The following is a 17,938-nucleotide window of genomic DNA, read 5'->3' as shown; positions in this document are numbered from 1 at the left end:
GTGGTAGTAGCTGATGTACTGGAGCGCGGCGGCAACCGACTCGATCAGGTCGGTTTGCTGGATGATGGTCATGGCAGAGTCCGTGGGAGGGGAAAGTACTCGCGCAAATGCGAGCCGTTCTTGTTTGCAACGATACTGGGCGGATGCCCTGGTGCGCCAGGCGCGCCCTCCATTTTGACAGCGGAGCTTTTTTCATGGCGATATCCACCCAGACCCGAATCGAACGCGACACCTTCGGCCCGATCGAGGTGCCGGCCGGCAAACTGTGGGGGGCGCAGACGCAGCGCTCGCTGCAGAACTTCGACATCTCCGGCGAGCAGCAGCCGCGCGAGATCATCAAGGCCCTGGCGCAGGTCAAGCGTGCGTCGGCAGTGGTGAACCATGCGCTGGGCTTGCAGGACGAGAAGAAGACGCAGGCCATCGTCGCCGCGGCCGACGAGGTGATCGCGGGCAAGCACGGCGACGAGTTCCCGCTGGTCGTCTGGCAGACCGGCTCCGGCACGCAGACCAACATGAACGTGAACGAGGTGCTGGCGAACCGCGCCAGCGAGCTGCTGGGCGGCGAGCGCGGGGAAGGGCGTCTCGTGCATCCCAACGACGACGTGAACCGCAGCCAGTCCTCGAACGACGTGTTCCCGACCGCGATGCATGTCGCGGCGGTCGAGGCGCTCACGCACCGGCTGCTGCCGGCCATCGCGCAGCTGCGCGGGACGCTGGACAAGAAGTCGAAAGAGTTCGCCGACATCGTCAAGATCGGCCGCACCCACCTGCAGGACGCAACGCCGCTCACGCTGGGCCAGGAGTTCTCGGGCTATGTGGCCCAGCTGGCCCATGGCGAGGCGCACGTGCGGGCCGCGCTGCCGCATCTGTGCGAGCTGGCGCTGGGCGGCACCGCGGTCGGCACCGGGCTCAATGCGCCCAAGGGCTATGCCGAGCAGGTGGCGGCCGAGCTCGCGAAGCTCACCGGCCTGCCCTTCGTCACCGCGCCCAGCAAGTTCGAGGCGATGGCCTCGGTCGATGCGTTGGTGCATGCGCACGGGTCGCTCAAGACGCTGGCCGCGAGCATGACCAAGATCGCCAACGACGTGCGCTGGCTCGCCAGCGGGCCGCGCAGCGGCATCGGCGAGCTGAGCATTCCGGAGAACGAGCCGGGCTCGTCGATCATGCCCGGCAAGGTCAACCCGACGCAGAGCGAGGCCGTCACCATGCTGGCCGCGCAGGTGTTCGGCAACGACGTCGCGATCAACATCGGCGGCGCCTCGGGCAACTTCGAGCTCAACGTGTTCCGCCCGATGGTGGCGCACAACTTCTTGCAGAGCGTGCGCCTCCTGGCCGACGGCATGCGCAGCTTCAACGACCACTGCGCGGTCGGCATCGAGCCCAACCGCGAGCGCATCACCGAGCTGGTGCAGCGCTCGCTGATGCTGGTGACGGCGCTCAACACCCACATCGGCTACGACAAGGCCGCCTTCATCGCGAAGAAGGCGCACAAGGAAGGCAGCAGCCTGCGCGAGGCGGCGATCGCCTCGGGCCACCTCACGGCCGAGCAGTTCGACCAGTGGGTGGTGCCGGAGAAAATGACCGGCCGCTGAGGATCAGTGACCGGCGGAAGGCGGCGGCGCCATCAGCCGGTCGGTGAACGCGATCGCCATCGCCGACAGCAGGAAGGCGATGTGGATCGCCGTCTGCGCGATCAGCACGCGGTCGGTGTAGTTGTCGGCGTTGATGAAGGTCTTGAGCAGGTGGATCGAGCTGATGCCGATGATGGCGGTCGCCAGCTTGACCTTCAGCACGGACGCATTCACGTGGCTCAGCCACTCGGGCTGGTCGCGGTGGCCTTCGAGGTTCATCCGGCTCACGAAGGTCTCGTAGCCGCCGACGATCACCATGATCAGCAGGTTGGAGATCATGACCACATCGATCAGCGCCAGCACCACCAGCATGATCACCGTCTCGTTGAGCGTGGTGACCGGGGCCGTGGTCTTGTAGCCGATGCTGGTGATCAGCGATTTCAGCGCCTCCTCGCTGCCGAAGGCCGCTTCCACCAGATGGAGCAGCTCGACCAGGAAGTGCACCACGTACACGCCCTGCGCGACGATCAGGCCCAGGTACAGCGGCAACTGCAGCCAGCGGCTGGCGAAGATCAGGTTGGGCAGGGGGCGCAGCGGCGAGGATTTGCCGGCGTGTTTCTGGAGGATGGGGTCGAGATTGGACATCGGTGGGCAGGCCGGTGGGGTGGGGGCGGGGAACGCGCGATTCTAGAGTGCCCCCGCGGCGCCGATCGGAGTGCCCCTAGGGCGCCGATGTGTCACGATGCAGTCGCTAACATGGAGCGTCAGTCATCCGTAAGTGCGGGCGCTGACATTAGCGCCCGTCAGTTTCCAGCTATCTACCGGAGGCAAAGAATGAGCAGCACGATCGAGTCCGTCCTGGTCGAGAACCGCGTGTTCCCGCCCGATGCCCGCGCCGCGAAGGGCGCACGCATCGACAGCATGGCCGCCTACGAGGCCCTGTGCAAGGAGGCCGCCGACGACTTCGAGGGCTTCTGGGCCCGACAGGCCAAGGCCAACGTGGTGTGGACCAAGCCCTTCACGCGCACCCTCGACGAATCCAAGGCGCCGTTCTACAAGTGGTTCGAGGACGGCGAGCTCAACGCCTCGGCCAATTGCCTCGACAAGCACATTGGCACGCCGGTCGAGAACAAGACGGCCATCATCTTCGAGGCCGACGACGGCAAGATCACCCAGGTCACGTACAAGGAGCTGCTGGCGCGCGTCTCGCAGTTCGCCAACGCGCTGAAGGCGCAGGGCATCCGCAAGGGCGACCGCGTCATCGTCTACATGCCGATGACCATCGAAGGCGTGATCGCGATGCAGGCCTGCGCCCGCATCGGCGCGACGCACAGCGTGGTGTTCGGCGGCTTCTCCGCCAAGGCGCTGCAGGAGCGCATCATCGATGCCGGTGCGGTGGCGGTGATCACGTCCAACTTCCAGCTGCGCGGCGGCAAGGAGCTGCCGCTCAAGGCGATCGTCGACGACGCACTCGCGCTCGGCGGCTGCGACACGCTCAAGACCGTGCTCGTCTACCAGCGCACCGCGACCGCCTGCAACATGGTCGCCGGCCGCGACAAGACTTTCGATGAGGTGCTCAAGGGGCAGGGCAGCGAATGCCCGCCGGAGCCCGTGGGCGCCGAGCACCCGCTCTTCGTCCTCTACACCTCGGGTTCGACCGGCAAGCCCAAGGGCGTGCAGCATGCCACCGGCGGCTACCTGCTGTGGGCCAAGCTCACCATGGACTGGACCTTCGACATCCGGCCCGAGGACGTTTTCTGGTGCACCGCCGACATCGGCTGGATCACCGGCCACACCTACGTCGCCTACGGTCCGCTCGCGGCCGGCGCCACGCAGGTGGTGTTCGAGGGCATCCCCACCTTCCCGCACGCGGGCCGCTTCTGGCAGATGATCGAGAAGCACAAGGTCACGGTCTTCTACACCGCGCCGACCGCGATCCGCTCGCTGATCAAGGCTGCCGACAGCGACGAGAAGGTGCATCCGAAGAACTGGGACCTGTCCTCGCTGCGCATCCTCGGCACGGTGGGCGAGCCGATCAATCCCGAGGCCTGGATGTGGTACCACCGGAACGTCGGCCGCGAGAAGTGCCCGATCGTCGACACCTTCTGGCAGACCGAGACCGGCGGCCACGTGATCACGCCGCTGCCCGGCGCCACGCCGCTGGTGCCCGGCTCCTGCACGTTGCCGCTGCCCGGCATCATGGCCGCGATCGTCGACGAGACCGGCAAGGACATCCCGAACGGCGCCGGCGGCATGCTGGTGATCAAGCGGCCCTGGCCCTCGATGATCCGCACCATCTGGAACGACCCCGAGCGCTTCAAGAAGAGCTACTTCCCCGAGGAGATGGGCGGCACCATCTACCTGGCCGGCGACGGTGCCGTGCGCAGTGCCGACCGCGGCTACTTCCGCATCACGGGGCGCATCGACGACGTGCTCAACGTCTCGGGCCACCGGCTCGGCACGATGGAGATCGAGTCGGCGCTGGTCGCCAAGACCGACCTGGTGGCAGAGGCCGCAGTGGTCGGCCGCCCCGACGACGTGACGGGCGAGGCGGTCTGCGCCTTCGTCGTGCTCAAGCGCGGCCGTCCGAGCGGGGACGAGGCCAAGCAGCTGGCCGCCGAGCTGCGCAACTGGGTGGCCAAGGAGATCGGGCCGATCGCCAAGCCCAAGGACATCCGCTTCGGCGAGAACCTGCCCAAGACCCGCAGCGGCAAGATCATGCGGCGCCTGCTGCGCAGCATCGCCAAGGGCGAGGCCATCACGCAGGACACCTCGACCCTCGAGAACCCGGCCATCCTGGAGCAGCTGGGCCAGGCTTACTAGCCCAGCCACGCCCGGCACCCGGGCCTCCGTCCGACAGGGGCGGAGAGCCGGATGCGTTACAAACAACCCATCGAATGTCGAGGAGAGACTTCCATGGGATTGAGAACAGGCGTGCTGCTGGTGGTCGTGCTGCTGATCGCAGCGCTTGCGGCCCTCAACTGGGGCGTGCTCGCCGCGCCCACCATGATGTCGCTCGGCTTCATGCAGGTGACGGCGCCGCTCGGCTTGATCATGCTGGCGCTCACGGCGCTGCTGGGCATCTTCTTCGTGGCCTATTTGGTCTACCTGCAGACCACGGTGCTGCTCGAGACGCGCCGCCATACGAAAGAGATGCAGGCCCAGCGCGACCTGGCCGATCGCGCCGAGGCCTCGCGCTTCACCGAGCTGCGCAACTTCCTGGAAACGCAGGAGAACACCCACATGGCGCGCAACGCCGAGCGGCATGCGGCGCTGCTGGCGCGTGTGGAGCAGCTGGAGACCATGATCAAGGTGCGATCCGACCAGACCGACAACACGCTGGCCGCCCACATCGGCCAGCTCGAAGACCGTTTCGACCGCAGGTCGCCGGCCACGACGGTGGCGGCGCCCGTCGCGGGCATGCCGCCGCCCGTTTGAGCGCCGCTACTTCGCCGACAGCACCCAGGCCGCCAGCTTCTTGGCGTCGGCGTCGCTGACCTGGTTGTTGGCGGGCATCGGCACCGCGCCCCAGACGCCGGAGCCGCCCTTCACGATCTTGGTGGCCAGCATGTCGGCCGCGCCCTTGTTGTCCTTGTACTTGACCGCGATCTCCTTGAAGGAGGGGCCGAGGATCTTGCGGTCGACGGCGTGGCAGCTCATGCAGTTCTTGGAGGTGGCCAGTGCCAGGTCGGCCAGGGCGGGGGCCGAGGCGGCCAGGCCCAGGGCGGCGACGAGAAGCGCTCTTTTCATAGGGGCGGGTGACGTGGGTGCGTTAAAGTCGATCCAACGCGATTGTAGGTAGCGCGGTGCACGGCCCATCCTCATGCCGGCCGGACGATCGGAGGAGTTCTTTCATGTGGTTTCTTTTGCTCGGCCTGATCGCAGTGGGCCTCAAGTACTTCGAGGTCGGCTTCGTGGCGCAGTGGAGCTGGTGGGTGGTGCTCATCCCGTTCGGGCTGGCCGTCGCCTGGTGGGCCTGGGCCGACGCCTCGGGCTACACCAAGCGCAAGGTGGTCGAGCGCGAGAATGAACGCCGGCAAGCCCGCATCGACCGGCAGCGCAGTCAGATGGGGCTGCTGACCAGCCGCTCCAACCGCCGCCGCCGCGGCCGCTGAGCCGCCCGGCCTGCTTCGCGCTCGAGCGCGCATGGACGAGCAGCTCGTCAACCGGGCGCTGCTGATCTTCTTCGGCGCCTGTGTTCTTGGCCCGCTGTCGGGCGCCTTGCTGGGTTGGAAAAAGGGCTTCGAAAGCGGCATCGCGCTCGGCTGCCTGGTCATCGGGCTCACCGGGCTGGCGATGGCGGGCTGGGTGGCACTGCAGCGCCAGGCCTCGATCGCGGGTACCGAAGTCGTTCAAGGGCGGCTGGTCGAGTTCGTCGAGGAAACCCACAAGGACGCCAAGGGCCAGCGCACGACCACCGTCGCGCCGATCGTCGAATACACGGCGCCCGATGGCCAACAGCGCCGCGTCAAGGGCCTGGGCGGCAGCCAGCGCCATGCCGAGGTGGGCGAGGCCGTCGAACTGCGCTATCGCCCGGCCGATCCTTCCCAGGCCGTGGTGGCGGACTTCCAGAACCTCTGGGGCGCCGTGCTGGGGCTGGGCATCTTCGGGCTGTTCCCGACGCTCTTCGGCCTTTTTTTCGTCGGCGCCCTGCGCGACGCTCGCCGCGGCCCGGTTTCGCGCGCGGAGGCGACGCCGGCGCAGCAGCAGCGGCGCACGCGCCTGACCGTCATCGCCAACGTGGTCTTCCTGGGTGGTTTCGTCATCACCTTTGTCGGCGACGATGTCGCGCGCTCGCTGGGCGCAGGCTTCATGACGATCGGTGCCGGCGCGCTGCTTCACTTCGTGGCCCAGAGCCTGCCGCCGGCAGCGGCCTTCCAGCCGCGCTTCATCCTCGTGATCGTGGGACTGGGCTTCGGAATCTTCGGCGCCAGCGCCTGGGTGTTGGCGGGCTAGGCGGGCTAGGCGCCCAGGCTGTCGCGGGCGATCAGCGGCGCGACGAAGCGCCGGCCCAGCTGGTGGAGCGACCAGAAGACTCCGGTGATGACGCCCGCCAGCACCAGCCCGGCCACGATGTCGAGCGGGAAATGCACACCCACGTAGATGCGGGCCCAGCCCGTCAGGACGGCGAGCGCCAGGATTGCGAGCCCGATCTTCCTGAGCGCCGGCCTCATGCAGAACACCAGGCCGACGGTGAACATCACGGTGGCATGCGCGCTCGGCAGCGAGCCGCGGATGCCATGCTCGATATGTGCCGGGCTCAGGCCCAGGACGAAAGGCCGCGGCATCGCGAAGACTTCGGCCAGCTCATGGGCCAGCAAGGAGGCCGCGGCGGCCGTGACCAGCGCTGCCAGCGCATAGAGCCGCTGCGCGGGCCACCGCCATGCGGCCCATGCCATCAGGGCCACGCACACCCAGGAGGCGCCCTCCGCCACGTTGCTGGCAAACCAGAGAAGCAGTGCATCGGGATCGTGGCCGGCGCCGAGTACCTGGAAGAGTGCGATGTTCAGCGCCTGCATGCCGGGCATGATAGAGCCGAGGTGCGGCGATTTGATGAATGCACCCTGAACGCTCCGTTCAGGATCGTCTCGGGACGTACCGCAGCCTCAACCCACGCCCAGCAACTGGTGCAATCGCGTGCTGGTGGTGGTGTACTGCAACGGCACCGCCTTGCCGGGGAACACGATCTCGGTGGCGCCCCAGGCCGCCAGCGTGGCCTCGTGGAAGCCGCAGACGATCAGCTTCTTCTTGCCCGGGTAGGTGTTGATGTCGCCGACCGCGAACACGCCGGACTCGCGCGTCTGGAAGCGTTCGGTGTCGACCGGGATCTGCTTGCGCACCAGGTCCAGCCCCCAGTCGGCGATGGGGCCGAGCCGGGGCGAGATGCCGAGGCAGGCGATGAGCGCATCGAGCGGCAGGCTCAGGGTCTGCGCGTCGGGTGTGGCGATCTGCAGCGCCTGGCCATCGAAGGCTGTGGGCTGGCCCACGGCGAAGCGCAAGCTCCCTTCGGCCACCGCCGCCCGCATGCGCGCCACCAGCCCCTCGTCGGCCTGGAAGCCGTCGCGCCGGTGCACCAGCGTGACGTGGCGGGCCCGGCCCACCAGCGCGAGCGCGGTGGCCAGCGCAGCGTCGTCCCCGCCATTGACCACCACCGCCTGGCCGTCGAAGCGTTCCAGCGATTCCGGGTGATAGAAAAGCGCCGTGCCCTCGAAGCGCTGGATGTCCTCCAGCGCGATGCGCTTGGGGACGAAGGCGCCCACGCCCGCGGCGATGAAGACCGTCTTTGCGAGAAAGCTTGTGCCCTTGGAGGTGCGAAGCAGCAGGCGCTGGTCGGGCTGGCGTTCCAGGCTCGCGACCTGCTGCTCGAAATGGAAGCTGGGCTTCAGCGGCGCGAGCTGCTCCAGCAGCGCAGTTGCCAGGCCATGCCCGCTGGTCGCCGGAATGCCCGGGATGTCGTAGATCGGCTTGTCGCCGTAGAGCTGCACGCACTGGCCGCCCGCCGCGGGCAGCGCGTCGACGATGTGGCAGGGGATCTCGAGCAGGCCCAACTGGAAGGCCTGGAACAGCCCGACCGGGCCGGCGCCGATGACCAGCGCGTCGGTCTCGATGGGCGCGGGAAGCGTGCTCAGCGCACCAGCTCCCCGATCTTGTCGGTCTTGTCCTTCCACTCGTCGGCATCCGGCAGCGCGGGCTTGCGCTTGGTGATGCTCTTCCAGCCATCGGCCAGGGCCAGCTCGGCGTTGAGCTTGATGAAGGCGAGCTGATTGGCGGGGAGGTCTTCCTCGGCGTAGATCGCGTTGACCGGGCACTCGGGGATGCAGACCGCGCAGTCGATGCACTCGTCCGGATCGATCACCAGCATGTTGGGACCTTCCCTGAAGCAGTCCACAGGACAGACATCGACGCAATCGGTGTACTTGCAGCGGATACAGGCTTCGGAGACGACGTGGGTCATGGCGGGGCGTTGGATCGTTCGGGAAAACCAGGAATTTTAGGCCTTTGCCGGCGAGGGCTGCACGAGCACGGCCGCCGAGGTGCGGTGGGATGCGGTGTCGACCAGCACCAGCGAACCCAGCGCGCGCGATTGCGCGAAAGGCAGCACGGCGAGCGGCTGCTGCAGGGAGAGCACCACGTCGCCGATCGAGTTGGGCTCCAGCCGGTCCGCGGGCTCGGAATCGAGCGTCGTGATGTTGACGCGGTCGATGATGCGCGCCACCTTGGCCTTGACCCAGCGGTGGCCCTGCAGCGCCCAGTAGACGCGGCCCGCGGCCAGCGGCTCGTCGTCCAGCCAGGCGATGGTGGCGGTGATCTCGCGCACCGGCTCGAAGGCCTCGGGCGCCAGCAGCCAGTCGCCGCGCGAGACGTCGAGCTCGCGGTCGAGCACGATGCCGGCGCTGTGGCCCGCATGCACGGTCTTGGGCTGGCGCGTGTGGCTCAGCACTTGCGCCACGGTCGCGACCTGGTTGCCCGGCAGCACGGCGACGCGCTGGCCCGGCTCCACGTGGCCGCTGGCCACCCGGCCCCAGAACACGCGGCGGCCCTTGGAGGTGTCGGCCGAGCCGGAGAACTTCTCGACCCACTGCACCGGGAAGGCGAAGGGCACGGCCTCGTCCTGCTGGGTGACGGGCAGGTCCTCGAGCAGCTCGATGAGGCTCGGGCCCTCGTAGCCGCACCAGTCGGCATGGCGCGAGGCCACGTTCCAGCCCTTCAGCGCCGAGATCGGCACGGTGGCCGCGACATTCACGCCGGCGGCCTCCGCGAAGCTCGCGAGTGCTTCCGAGATGCGCTCGAAGGCGAGCTGTGCATCGGCAATGGCATCGAGCTTGTTGACGGCGAAGACGATGGACTGCACGCGCAGCAGGTGGCACAGAAGCGTATGACGGCGCGTCTGCGGCAGCAGCTCGCGCTTGACGACCTCGCCGTCACCCACCTCGGCGGCCCAGGCCAGCTTGGTCGCGTCGACCAGCACCACGGCGGCGTCGGCGCTGGAGGCGGCGGTGACCATGTTGCGCGTGTACTGCTCATGGCCCGGCGCGTCGCCGATGATGAACTTGCGCCGCGCCGTGGAGAAGTAGCGGTAGGCGACGTCGATGGTGATGCCCTGTTCGCGCTCGGCCGAGAGGCCGTCGGTCAGCAGCGCCAGGTCGGTCTCTCCGCCGCGCTGCACACCAGCCAGCTGGTCCTGCAGCACCGTCTTGCTGTCGACCAGCAGTCGGCCGATCAGCGTGCTCTTGCCGTCGTCGACGCTGCCGCAGGTGATGAAGCGCAGGGCCGTGCCGGTGTCGCCGTGGATGGCCTCGGCCGCGGAGGAAGTGGTGGTCGTCGCAGTCATCAGAAGTAGCCGTCTTTCTTGCGCTTCTCCATCGAAGCCTCGGAAGTCTTGTCGTCCATGCGCGTGGCGCCGCGCTCGCTGACCTCAGCGGCCAGCGTTTCGATCACCACGTCGGCGGCATCGGCCGCCAGGCTCTCGACCGGGCAGGTGCAGGTGATGTCGCCCACGGTGCGGAAGCGCACGTCGCGCAACTCGATCTGCTCGCCGTCGCGCGGCGGCGTGAGCTCGGTCACCGGCACCAGCAGGCCGCGGCGCTCGATCACCTCGCGCTTGTGGGTGTAGTAGATCGAGGGCAGGGCGATCTTCTCGCGCTCGATGTACTGCCAGACGTCCAGCTCGGTCCAGTTCGAGATCGGGAACACGCGGAAATGCTCGCCGGGCGCCAGGCGGGTGTTGAACAGGGTCCAGAGCTCGGGGCGCTGGTCCTTGGGCTGCCATTGGCCGAAGGCATCGCGGTGGGAAAAGATGCGCTCCTTGGCGCGGGCCTTCTCCTCGTCGCGGCGCGCGCCGCCGATCAGCGCGTCGAAGCGGAATTCCTCGATCGCTTCGAGCAACGTCACCGACTGATGCACGTTGCGCGACTCGCCCGGATGCGCCAGGCGCACGGTGCCGCGTGCCATCGAATCCTCGACGCTGCGCACGATCAGCTCGGCGCCCAGTTCCTGCGCACGGTGGTCGCGGAAGGCCGTCACTTCCGGGAAGTTGTGGCCGGTGTCGATCATCAGCAGCGGGTAAGGCAGGCGGCCGGCGCCGAAGGCCTTCTCGGCGCACTTCAACAACACGAGAGAGTCCTTGCCGCCCGAGAACAGCAAGGTCGGGCGCTCGAAGGAGGCAGCGACCTCGCGCAGGATGAAGATGGCCTCTTCCTCCAGCGCATCGAGCTGCGTGTTCGACAGGCGGGTCGGAGCGTGTGCGGTGTGCAGCAGCAGGTCGTGTTCGGTTCTGGCGTTCATCGGGTGCGGTGCTCAGTGCGGGATATCAGTGAAACGTTGGCGCTCAATGCGCGAGATGCAAGCCGCATTCGCGGTTCTCTTCGCCCTTGGTCGGGTCCACGTAGTCGAAGTTGTTGGGCAGGCCATGCGCTTCGCAGTAGGCATACAGATCCTTGGACGACCAGTGCAGCAGCGGGGCAACCTTGATCAGGCCATCCGGATTGACGCTGACCGCGTCCATTTGCGCGCGCACGGCTGTGTCGGTGGCCCGAAGCGCGGTGAACCAGACCTTCGGTGCCGTCTCGCGCAGCGCACGGGCAAAGGGCTCCAGCTTCACTTCCTCCGTGAAAGCGGCATGGCGCGGATCGTCGAGCGCCGGCGTCGGGCCCTCGACCGCTTCGCGATGCGCCCGCGAGCGGCGCGGCAGATAGATATGCAGATCCAGACCGAGCAGCTTCGTCACCTCGTCGGCAAACCGGTAGGTGGCCTCGGTGTTGTAGCCGTTGTCCATCCAGACCACGGGAACATCAGCCTTTGCGCGCGTCACCATGTGCAGGATCACGGCCTCGAACGGGCGAAAATTCGTGGTGACGATGGCGGGCTGGCCCAGGCCGATCGCCCAGTCCACCAGGCCCTCCGCGTTGTGGCCGAGTTCGGAGTTGATGCGTGGAAGATCGATGCTCATGTCGAAGGTTCTCATGCGGCCTTGGATGCCGCCGAGGCGAAGTGCGGCGTGGGCTGCACCGCATCGCCCTGGTAATAGGTCGCGAAGCGGTCGAACTGGCGCTGGGCTGCCGAGGCGTCCACGCCTTCCTTCAACACGGCGCTGGAGAAGCCGGTGCGCTGCATCTGCACCAGCTGGTCGATCAGCACGTCGCCGGTGGCGCGGATGTCGCCCTTGAAGCCCAGGCGGCGGCGCAGCAGGAAGGCCTGGCTGTAGGCGCGGCCGTCGGTGAATTTCGGGAAGTCCAGGTCGATGCGGTCCACGTCGTCGAGGCAGACCTCGATCGCCAGCGGGTCGGCGTCGTTGGCGAGCTGCAGCACGTTCGGCTCGCCGTCGTCCACATGCTCCTCGGCCGAGAGGATGCGAAGCGTCTTGTTCATAGGGCCCCCACGCTCGGCACTGTCGTGTCCTCGCTGCCCCCCAAGGGGGCGCGAGCTTGCTTGAAGCGGTTCTGCGCTGCGCTCATGCCGCCTCCTCCACCTTGAAGCGCGCACCGTTGGCCGCGGCCTTGAAGGGCTCGATGCCCACGCGGCGCAGCGCGTCGATGAAGGTCTCGCCGGCCTCGCGGGTGTCGCGGTAGGTGTTGAGCACTGCCTCGATCACCTCGGGCACCTCGGCCGCCGAGAAGGACGGGCCGACCACCTTGCCCGGCTGCGCCGCACCCGACAGCGCCGAGCCGTCGGAGCCGCCCAGCGTGACCTGGTACCACTCCTTGCCGTCCTTGTCGACGCCCAGGATGCCGATGTGGCCGCTGTGGTGGTGGCCGCAGGAGTTGATGCAGCCGCTGATGTGCAGGTCGATCTCGCCCAGGTCGTCGAGCTCGTCCAGGTCCTGGTAGCGCTCGGTGATGGCTTCGGCGATCGGGATCGAGCGCGCATTGGCCAGCGCGCAGAAGTCGCCGCCGGGGCAGGCGATCATGTCGGTCAGCAGATGCACGTTGGCGCTGGCGAAGCCGGCCTCGCGGGCGGCGAGCCACAGCGCGTGCAGGTCCTCGGCATGCACCCAGGGCAAGAGCAGGTTCTGGTCGTGCGTGACGCGGGCCTCGCCGGCCGAGAAGCGGTCGGCCAGCCGGGCCGCGGTGTCGAGCTGGTCGGCCGAGGCGTCGCCGGGCGCCTGCCCGATGCGCTTGAAGGACAGCGTGACCGCGCGCAGCGCCGGGTTCTTGTGCGGCGCCACGTTTCGCTGCAGCCAGCGCGCGAACATCACGTCGTCGGCGGCCTGCGCACGCAGCTCGGCATCGGTCTGCTCGGCGCTCTGGAACACGCGGGTCGCGAGCTGGGGCGGCACGAAGGAGGCGGCCACGCGGTCGAACTCGGCCTGCGGAATGGTGTGGGGCGCGCCGTCGTGCTCGAGGATCTGCTTGTACTCGGCCTCGACGTCGTCGATGTAGCGCTGGCCCTCGGCCTTCACCAGGATCTTGATGCGCGCCTTGTACATGTTGTCGCGCCGGCCGTAGCGGTTGTAGACCCGCACCACGGCCTCGAGGTAATTCATGATCTGGTTCCAGGGCAGGAACTCGCGCAGCACGGTGCCGACGATGGGCGTGCGGCCCATGCCGCCGCCCACCTGCACGCGGAAGCCCAGCTCGCCGGCCTCGTTCTTCAGCAGCTTCAGGCCGACGTCGTGCCAGCCGGTGGCGGCCCGGTCCTCGGCGGCGCCGGTGATGGCGATCTTGAACTTGCGCGGCAGGAAGGCGAACTCCGGATGCAGCGTGCTCCACTGCCGCATGATCTCGGCGAAGGGGCGCGGATCGGCAGCCTCGTCCACGGCGATGCCGGCGCGCTCGTCGCTGGTGATGTTGCGGATGCAGTTGCCGCTGGTCTGGATGCCGTGCATATCGACCGACGCCAGCAGGTCCATCACGTCGGCCGACTTCGACAGCGGAATCCAGTTGTATTGCACGTTCTGGCGCGTGGTGAAGTGGCCGTAGTGCGTGGGCAGCTTGTGCGTGCCGAGCAGGCCCTGGGTCTTCTGCGCGGTCTTGTAGACCTCGGCCTCGGGCTCGTCGTACTCGCGCGCGATGCGCGCCAGCACCCGCAGTTGGGCGCTTGAGAGCTCGCCGTAGGGCACCGCCACGCGCAGCATCGGCGCGTAGCGCTGCACGTACCAGCCGTTCTGCAGGCGCAGCGGCCGGAATTCGTCCTCGGCGAGCTTGCCGGCCTGCCAGCGTTCGAGCTGGTCTCGGAATTGCGCAGCGCGCTGGCGTACGAACTGGCGGTCGAAGTCTGTGTATTGGTACATCGTGTTTTTCTGCTGCTGGAAGGCGTGCGTCCACGGCCCCGTCAACGCGAGCCGGGACTTTAAAAGCGGGCCTTATGGAAACAAACTATTTTTTGGTTCGCGCTTTATGCGGATAAGCTTATTCACCAGTCCCCATGCGGGTTTCGGGGCGATGGAATGCTTATTCGGGATAAAGGCCGAAGGCAGCGCAGCCGCCTCCGGCGCGCGCGTCGCGCCTCGAACACCAGCTGATTCTAGGAAGCGGTGCCGCGGCTTGCACCGAGCGCGTCCTGGATGTCCTCCAGCCCGCGCCCGCGCGTCTCGATGCCGCTGCGCACCAGCATCAGCGCCGCCACCGCCATCGGCAGCGCGATCAGCAGGGCCGAGACGGCGAAATGGCCGAACACGCCCAGCACGCCGAAGCCCGCGCCCAGGATGCCGCCGAACTTGGAGCCGGCCGCCACCACGCCGGAGCCGGTGCCGCGCAGGTGGACCGGGTAAATCTCCGCGGCGTAGGGGATCAGCATCGCGATCACCCCGCTAGAACTCACCAGCAGCAGCGCGGTGGTCAACACCATCGCGAGGCTGGACTGCACCCGCGCCAGCCCCAGCGCAAAGAACAGCAGCAGCGTCGCAGCCGTGAGCGCGATGAACAGCACCAGTGCCTTGATGCTGCTCCAGCGGTGGTAGAGCCAGATGACGATCGCGATGCCCGGCAGGGCCAGCAGGGCCGACCGTGCCAGCAGCGCGCTGGCGGCGGTGGGGTCCATGCCCATGCTGCCCAGGTTGGTCGGCAGCCACAGCAGGAAGCCGAAGTTCACCAGGCCCCAGGCCACCCCGCAGACCATCAGGCCCCAGGTGATGCGCGCGTGGCTGCCGCGCAGCAGCTGCCGGATGCCGCCGGCCGGCGGTTCCTCCTCGGCCACCACGGCGGCGGCGTCGGGCTGCCTGGCCCTCGCGGCCTCGGAGCCGGCGAAGCGCGCGAGCACCGCGCGCGCCTCGTTGTCGAGCCCCGCGTTGGCGAGGAAGCGCGGCGATTCGGGGATGTAGCGGCCCAGGAAGACGATCAGCAGCCCGGTCGGCAGGCCCAGCAGCCACAGGGCGCGCCAGCTGAATTCCGGCACCAGCAGCGCCGCCGATCCGGCCGCCAGCAGGTAGCCGGCCGAGGTGCCGACCCCGCCCAGCGCCACCAGCAGCCAGCCGCGGTGCGCGGCCGGCACGGTCTCGGCCATCAGCGTGAAGGTGATGGGCAGCAGCCCGCCGGCCGAGGCACCCATCAAAAAGCACATGGCGAGGTTCCAGCCGAAGGCGGGCATCGCGCCGCAGATCGCGGTGCCGATGAACATCAATGCCGACAGCAGGATCGCCGCGCGGCGCCCGAACACATCGGCCATCCGGCCCCAGAGCACCGAGCCCACGGTGGTCCCCGTGAGCGCCACCAGCGCCAGCACGCCGGCGGTCTGCTTGCTGATCTCGTATTCCTTCGTCATGCCCGGCATCACGAAACCCAGCGTGGCGGGCTTGAGCACGTCCACCGCGAGGGCGATCACCAGCACGATCACCAGCTTCCAGTGCTCGCCGTTGAGCGGCACGCCGTCGGCCACATGGAACTGCAGGTGGCGGTCGCCGTGCAGGCTCTTCTTCATCTGCGCGATGCGCGGCATCAGGCCGTACATGGCCAGCAGCACGCCCAGCGGGATCATGGCCATGCCGGCGAGCATGGTGGCGTCCATCTCCATGCCCACCATCTGGTAGCCGGTGTGGCGGCCCATCATGAACATCGGCGCATGGGCCAGCACGCCGCCGATGATGGCGATGCAGCCGAGCCAGAAGGCGATGGGGTGGTGGAAGGAGAAGTTCTGGGGCTTCATGCGTGTTCTCGAGGATGGCGCTGCATGTTAGCGAAGGGCGCCTGCGCGGCTCAGCGGCACAGGCCCCAGCCGCCGACCTCGAGGTGGAAGTGATCCGCATGCACGGCGTTGTAGTCGGGGCCGAGCACGCCGTCGAAGAAGCGGCAGGCGCCGGCATGCGCATCGCGCAGGAAGAGCGCCTCGGCGTCGCCGTCCTCCCAGTCGCGCCGCACGGTGATGCGCCGCCGGTCCTCGCGCACGAAGCCCGCGACGTCGAGCGCATCCGCGGTCGCGTGGCGGCTGCGGCGGCCGCTCGTTCGAGCCTGGCCTTCGCCGGTGTTGATATCGCGACAGGCATAGCTGCCCAGGTGCTCCAGTGTCACGATGGGCACGCCCAGGCGCAGCGTTGCCGCCGGCTGCAGCGCGTGGCGCTCCCACATCGCGAAGGACAGCGCGGCCCCGCAGCTCAGCACTGTCGGCGAAGACAGCGCCAGGCTCTGGCCGCTGCGCAGGCGCACCGCATTCTGGAAGCCGCAGCCGGGCCCGGTGCTGCGGTCGGGGACCGTCTCGTACGCCAGGCCGGTGCCGGCCAGGGCAGCCAGGCAGCGTGCCGGGTCGCGGCGCGCGTGGCGCAGCTTGAAGCCGGTCAGCAGGTTCGGCTCGGCCGCCACGTCGAGCGGCGCCCACGGGTTGAAGGCTTCGGGAATCCGGATCGAGCCGCTGTGCAGGGCCCAGCCCAGCGAGAGCAGCGCCGCCAGCACGGCGATCCATGCCAGGTGAACGACGATGCGGCGAGCGCGGGAAGAGGAGGGGGCAGGCACGTCGCCCCAAGTCTAGGGGCCCCTAAAGGACGAAGTGCGCCACCGTCACGTAGTGGCTCGCCGTGCCCGCCAGCACGAACAGGTGCCAGGTGCCGTGCGCATGCCGCCAGCCCAGCGGGTTGCGATAGAACACCGTGCCCGCCGAGTACCACAGGGCGCCAACCAGCAGCCAGGCCAGCCCGGCACCATCGAGTCGCTCGACCAGCGGCACCGCCGCCAGCACGCCCAGCCAGCCCATGCCCAGGTAGAGCGCCAGCGAAGGCGCCGGCGGCTCGCCCGGCCGCATCTCGCGCACGATGCCGAACAGGGCTGCGCCCCACGCCGCGGCCAGCAGCGCCCAGCCCCAGGCGCCCTGCAGCGTGACCAGCGCGAAGGGCGTGTAGCTGCCGGCGATCAGCAGGTAGATCGCGCAATGGTCCACCCGCTGCCAGAACAGCTTCGTGCGGCCGCGCGTGCTGTGGAACAGGGTGGAGGCCCCGTACAGCGCCACCATCGACAGCCCGAACACCAGGGCGCTCGCGGTCTTGGCCGGGTCGTTGCCGGGCATCGTCTTCGTCAGCAGCAGGGCGGAGCCGGCCGTGGCCAGCATCAGGCCGAGCAGGTGGCTGTAGCCGTTGAAGCGTTCGCCTTGGTACATGGGGTCACCTCAAAGGAATTGGGTCGAGTGGGCCGCGGCATTGCTGCGCCGTCATGACATCTGACAACGAACGTCGCGCTCGCGCATCACCCGTTGGGCTTAGACGTACCGCATTCGCGGGACCCCCAAAAGCACTGGCCAGCCTGCTTGGCGCAGGCGCGCGCCTCAGCGCAGCAGCAGCGCCGACAGCCCCTGGCCCGCCAGCAGCCCGCCCAGCAGCAGCATCACGGAGCCCACGAAGGCATCGAGCCAGCGCCAGGCGGCCGGCTGTGCGAAGAGCGGCGCCAGCAGGCGGGCGCCGATGCCCAGCGTCACGAACCAGCCCGCGCTGGCCAGCGCGCTGCCGGCGATGAAGGCGGCCTTGCCGGCGCCGGGCTGCTGCGCGCCGACGGCGCCGACCAGCAGCACGGTGTCGACATACACATGCGGGTTGAGCAGCGTGAAGGCTGCCGTCTGCGCCAGCACGCGCGGGAGCGGACTGGCGCCGCCGCCGGCCCGCGCCGCATGCAGCGCACCGGGGTTCAGCGCACGCCGCCAGGCCAGGGCCGCATAGGCGAGGAGGAACAGGGCGCCGCCGAGGGTCAGCAGGGGCGCCAGCGCCGGCAGGCTGTCGAGCACCCGGCCCATGCCGAGCACGCCGACCGCGACCAGGAGCGCGTCGGCCGCGGCGCAGAACAGAACCACCGGCAGCACGTGCTCGCGCCGCAGGCCCTGGCGCAGCACGAAGGCGTTCTGCGCGCCGATGGCGACGATCAGGCCCAGGCTCAGGGCGAATCCGGTGGTGAAGGAGGGGAGGAAGAAGCGATCCATGCGCCGATCATTGGCGCTGCTGCAGAATCAGTCCAGTTAAC

At 68.5% G+C, this 17,938-nt stretch carries 19 protein-coding genes; 5 read left to right on the top strand and 14 right to left on the bottom strand.

Going from position 1 to position 17,938, the window contains the following annotated elements; all coding sequences use genetic code 11:
- Positions 1 to 194: 194 nt before the first annotated feature.
- On the top strand, positions 195 to 1,592 hold the full coding sequence (gene fumC, locus AC3A6X_RS17050) for a class II fumarate hydratase (protein WP_106558368.1): 1,398 nt from the start codon (positions 195 to 197) through the stop codon (positions 1,590 to 1,592).
- A gap of 3 nt (positions 1,593 to 1,595) precedes the next feature.
- Here the strand turns inward: fumC and AC3A6X_RS17045 are convergent, their stop codons facing one another.
- A complete protein-coding gene (locus AC3A6X_RS17045) occupies positions 1,596 to 2,216 on the bottom strand; it encodes a YqhA family protein (protein ID WP_309962199.1) in 621 nt (206 codons plus the stop codon).
- 189 nt (positions 2,217 to 2,405) lie between these two features.
- Between AC3A6X_RS17045 and acs the strand changes: the two genes are divergently transcribed.
- Both acs and AC3A6X_RS17035 read left to right on the top strand, forming a co-directional pair.
- Positions 2,406 to 4,394 (top strand): acetate--CoA ligase, encoded by a 1,989-nt coding sequence (acs, locus tag AC3A6X_RS17040; protein ID WP_487843289.1) that lies wholly within the window; start codon positions 2,406 to 2,408, stop codon positions 4,392 to 4,394.
- A 93-nt stretch (positions 4,395 to 4,487) separates the two neighbouring features.
- Positions 4,488 to 5,009: a LapA family protein gene (locus AC3A6X_RS17035; RefSeq protein WP_487843288.1), complete on the top strand. Its 522-nt coding sequence runs from the start codon at positions 4,488 to 4,490 to the stop codon at positions 5,007 to 5,009.
- 6 nt (positions 5,010 to 5,015) lie between these two features.
- On the opposite strand, the gene AC3A6X_RS17030 is transcribed toward AC3A6X_RS17035, so the two are convergent.
- Positions 5,016 to 5,321: a c-type cytochrome gene (locus AC3A6X_RS17030; RefSeq protein ID WP_487843287.1), complete on the bottom strand. Its 306-nt coding sequence runs from the start codon at positions 5,319 to 5,321 to the stop codon at positions 5,016 to 5,018.
- A 104-nt stretch (positions 5,322 to 5,425) separates the two neighbouring features.
- On the opposite strand from AC3A6X_RS17030, the gene AC3A6X_RS17025 reads away from it, so the two are divergent.
- Positions 5,426 to 5,686: a TIGR04438 family Trp-rich protein gene (locus AC3A6X_RS17025; protein ID WP_309962205.1), complete on the top strand. Its 261-nt coding sequence runs from the start codon at positions 5,426 to 5,428 to the stop codon at positions 5,684 to 5,686.
- Between the two features lie 31 nt (positions 5,687 to 5,717).
- Positions 5,718 to 6,527: a DUF3592 domain-containing protein gene (locus tag AC3A6X_RS17020; RefSeq protein WP_487843286.1), complete on the top strand. Its 810-nt coding sequence runs from the start codon at positions 5,718 to 5,720 to the stop codon at positions 6,525 to 6,527.
- A 5-nt stretch (positions 6,528 to 6,532) separates the two neighbouring features.
- Here AC3A6X_RS17020 and AC3A6X_RS17015 read toward each other — a convergent pair whose 3' ends face one another.
- From AC3A6X_RS17015 to AC3A6X_RS16960, 12 genes are all read right to left on the bottom strand, one after another.
- Positions 6,533 to 7,099, bottom strand: coding sequence for a phosphatase PAP2 family protein (locus tag AC3A6X_RS17015; protein ID WP_487843285.1), 567 nt, complete (start codon positions 7,097 to 7,099; stop codon positions 6,533 to 6,535).
- Between the two features lie 78 nt (positions 7,100 to 7,177).
- A complete protein-coding gene (locus AC3A6X_RS17010; protein WP_487843284.1) occupies positions 7,178 to 8,239 on the bottom strand; it encodes an NAD(P)/FAD-dependent oxidoreductase in 1,062 nt (353 codons plus the stop codon).
- Entirely contained in the window at positions 8,197 to 8,526 is a 330-nt protein-coding gene (gene fdxA, locus AC3A6X_RS17005; RefSeq protein WP_162580749.1) for a ferredoxin FdxA, read from the bottom strand. The genes AC3A6X_RS17010 and fdxA overlap by 43 nt, the downstream gene beginning before the upstream one ends.
- A 36-nt stretch (positions 8,527 to 8,562) precedes the next feature.
- Entirely contained in the window at positions 8,563 to 9,903 is a 1,341-nt protein-coding gene (locus AC3A6X_RS17000; RefSeq protein WP_487843283.1) for a sulfate adenylyltransferase subunit 1, read from the bottom strand.
- Positions 9,903 to 10,856 carry a sulfate adenylyltransferase subunit CysD gene (gene cysD, locus AC3A6X_RS16995; RefSeq protein WP_487843282.1) on the bottom strand — a complete coding sequence of 318 codons (954 nt, stop codon included), beginning with the start codon at positions 10,854 to 10,856 and terminating at the stop codon, positions 9,903 to 9,905. Before cysD ends, AC3A6X_RS17000 begins: the two co-directional genes overlap by 1 nt.
- Before the next feature lie 43 nt (positions 10,857 to 10,899).
- On the bottom strand, positions 10,900 to 11,520 hold the full coding sequence (locus AC3A6X_RS16990) for a phosphoadenosine phosphosulfate reductase domain-containing protein (protein ID WP_106558379.1): 621 nt from the start codon (positions 11,518 to 11,520) through the stop codon (positions 10,900 to 10,902).
- An 11-nt stretch (positions 11,521 to 11,531) separates the two neighbouring features.
- Positions 11,532 to 11,939: a DUF934 domain-containing protein gene (locus tag AC3A6X_RS16985; RefSeq protein ID WP_487843281.1), complete on the bottom strand. Its 408-nt coding sequence runs from the start codon at positions 11,937 to 11,939 to the stop codon at positions 11,532 to 11,534.
- 82 nt (positions 11,940 to 12,021) lie between these two features.
- Complete coding sequence (locus AC3A6X_RS16980; protein WP_487843280.1) at positions 12,022 to 13,800, bottom strand: nitrite/sulfite reductase; 1,779 nt, start codon at positions 13,798 to 13,800, stop codon at positions 12,022 to 12,024.
- A 233-nt stretch (positions 13,801 to 14,033) separates the two neighbouring features.
- On the bottom strand, positions 14,034 to 15,650 hold the full coding sequence (locus tag AC3A6X_RS16975) for an MFS transporter (RefSeq protein ID WP_487843279.1): 1,617 nt from the start codon (positions 15,648 to 15,650) through the stop codon (positions 14,034 to 14,036).
- Positions 15,651 to 15,700: 50 nt separating this feature from the next.
- Positions 15,701 to 16,450, bottom strand: coding sequence for an extensin-like domain-containing protein (locus tag AC3A6X_RS16970; protein ID WP_487843278.1), 750 nt, complete (start codon positions 16,448 to 16,450; stop codon positions 15,701 to 15,703).
- Between the two features lie 22 nt (positions 16,451 to 16,472).
- Complete coding sequence (gene trhA / locus AC3A6X_RS16965; protein WP_487843277.1) at positions 16,473 to 17,087, bottom strand: PAQR family membrane homeostasis protein TrhA; 615 nt, start codon at positions 17,085 to 17,087, stop codon at positions 16,473 to 16,475.
- Positions 17,088 to 17,252: 165 nt separating this feature from the next.
- Positions 17,253 to 17,897, bottom strand: a complete 645-nt coding sequence (locus AC3A6X_RS16960; protein ID WP_487843276.1) for a LysE/ArgO family amino acid transporter — start codon at positions 17,895 to 17,897, stop codon at positions 17,253 to 17,255.
- Positions 17,898 to 17,938: the final 41 nt, after the last annotated feature.

Source organism: Variovorax sp. Soil_C_12, from assembly GCF_057657375.1.
The sequence above is the reverse complement of the archived record's forward strand: the minus strand, read 5'-3'. Positions and strand labels throughout refer to the sequence as shown.

Excerpts from the sequence above, each read along its gene's own strand:
- AC3A6X_RS17045 (WP_309962199.1), bottom strand. The coding sequence starts at position 2,216 with ATGTCCAATCTCGACCCCATCCTCCAGAAACACGCCGGCAAATCCTCG.
- AC3A6X_RS17030 (WP_487843287.1), bottom strand. The coding sequence starts at position 5,321 with ATGAAAAGAGCGCTTCTCGTCGCCGCCCTGGGCCTGGCCGCCTCGGCC.
- AC3A6X_RS16985 (WP_487843281.1), bottom strand. The coding sequence starts at position 11,939 with ATGAACAAGACGCTTCGCATCCTCTCGGCCGAGGAGCATGTGGACGAC.
- AC3A6X_RS16980 (WP_487843280.1), bottom strand. The coding sequence starts at position 13,800 with ATGTACCAATACACAGACTTCGACCGCCAGTTCGTACGCCAGCGCGCT.
- AC3A6X_RS16975 (WP_487843279.1), bottom strand. The coding sequence starts at position 15,650 with ATGAAGCCCCAGAACTTCTCCTTCCACCACCCCATCGCCTTCTGGCTC.
- cysD (WP_487843282.1), bottom strand. The coding sequence starts at position 10,856 with ATGAACGCCAGAACCGAACACGACCTGCTGCTGCACACCGCACACGCT.
- AC3A6X_RS17015 (WP_487843285.1), bottom strand. The coding sequence starts at position 7,099 with ATGCCCGGCATGCAGGCGCTGAACATCGCACTCTTCCAGGTACTCGGC.
- acs (WP_487843289.1), top strand. The coding sequence starts at position 2,406 with ATGAGCAGCACGATCGAGTCCGTCCTGGTCGAGAACCGCGTGTTCCCG.
- trhA (WP_487843277.1), bottom strand. The coding sequence starts at position 17,087 with ATGTACCAAGGCGAACGCTTCAACGGCTACAGCCACCTGCTCGGCCTG.
- AC3A6X_RS17035 (WP_487843288.1), top strand. The coding sequence starts at position 4,488 with ATGGGATTGAGAACAGGCGTGCTGCTGGTGGTCGTGCTGCTGATCGCA.
- AC3A6X_RS16990 (WP_106558379.1), bottom strand. The coding sequence starts at position 11,520 with ATGAGCATCGATCTTCCACGCATCAACTCCGAACTCGGCCACAACGCG.
- AC3A6X_RS17025 (WP_309962205.1), top strand. The coding sequence starts at position 5,426 with ATGTGGTTTCTTTTGCTCGGCCTGATCGCAGTGGGCCTCAAGTACTTC.
- AC3A6X_RS17020 (WP_487843286.1), top strand. The coding sequence starts at position 5,718 with ATGGACGAGCAGCTCGTCAACCGGGCGCTGCTGATCTTCTTCGGCGCC.
- AC3A6X_RS16960 (WP_487843276.1), bottom strand. The coding sequence starts at position 17,897 with ATGGATCGCTTCTTCCTCCCCTCCTTCACCACCGGATTCGCCCTGAGC.
- fdxA (WP_162580749.1), bottom strand. The coding sequence starts at position 8,526 with ATGACCCACGTCGTCTCCGAAGCCTGTATCCGCTGCAAGTACACCGAT.
- fumC (WP_106558368.1), top strand. The coding sequence starts at position 195 with ATGGCGATATCCACCCAGACCCGAATCGAACGCGACACCTTCGGCCCG.
- AC3A6X_RS17000 (WP_487843283.1), bottom strand. The coding sequence starts at position 9,903 with ATGACTGCGACGACCACCACTTCCTCCGCGGCCGAGGCCATCCACGGC.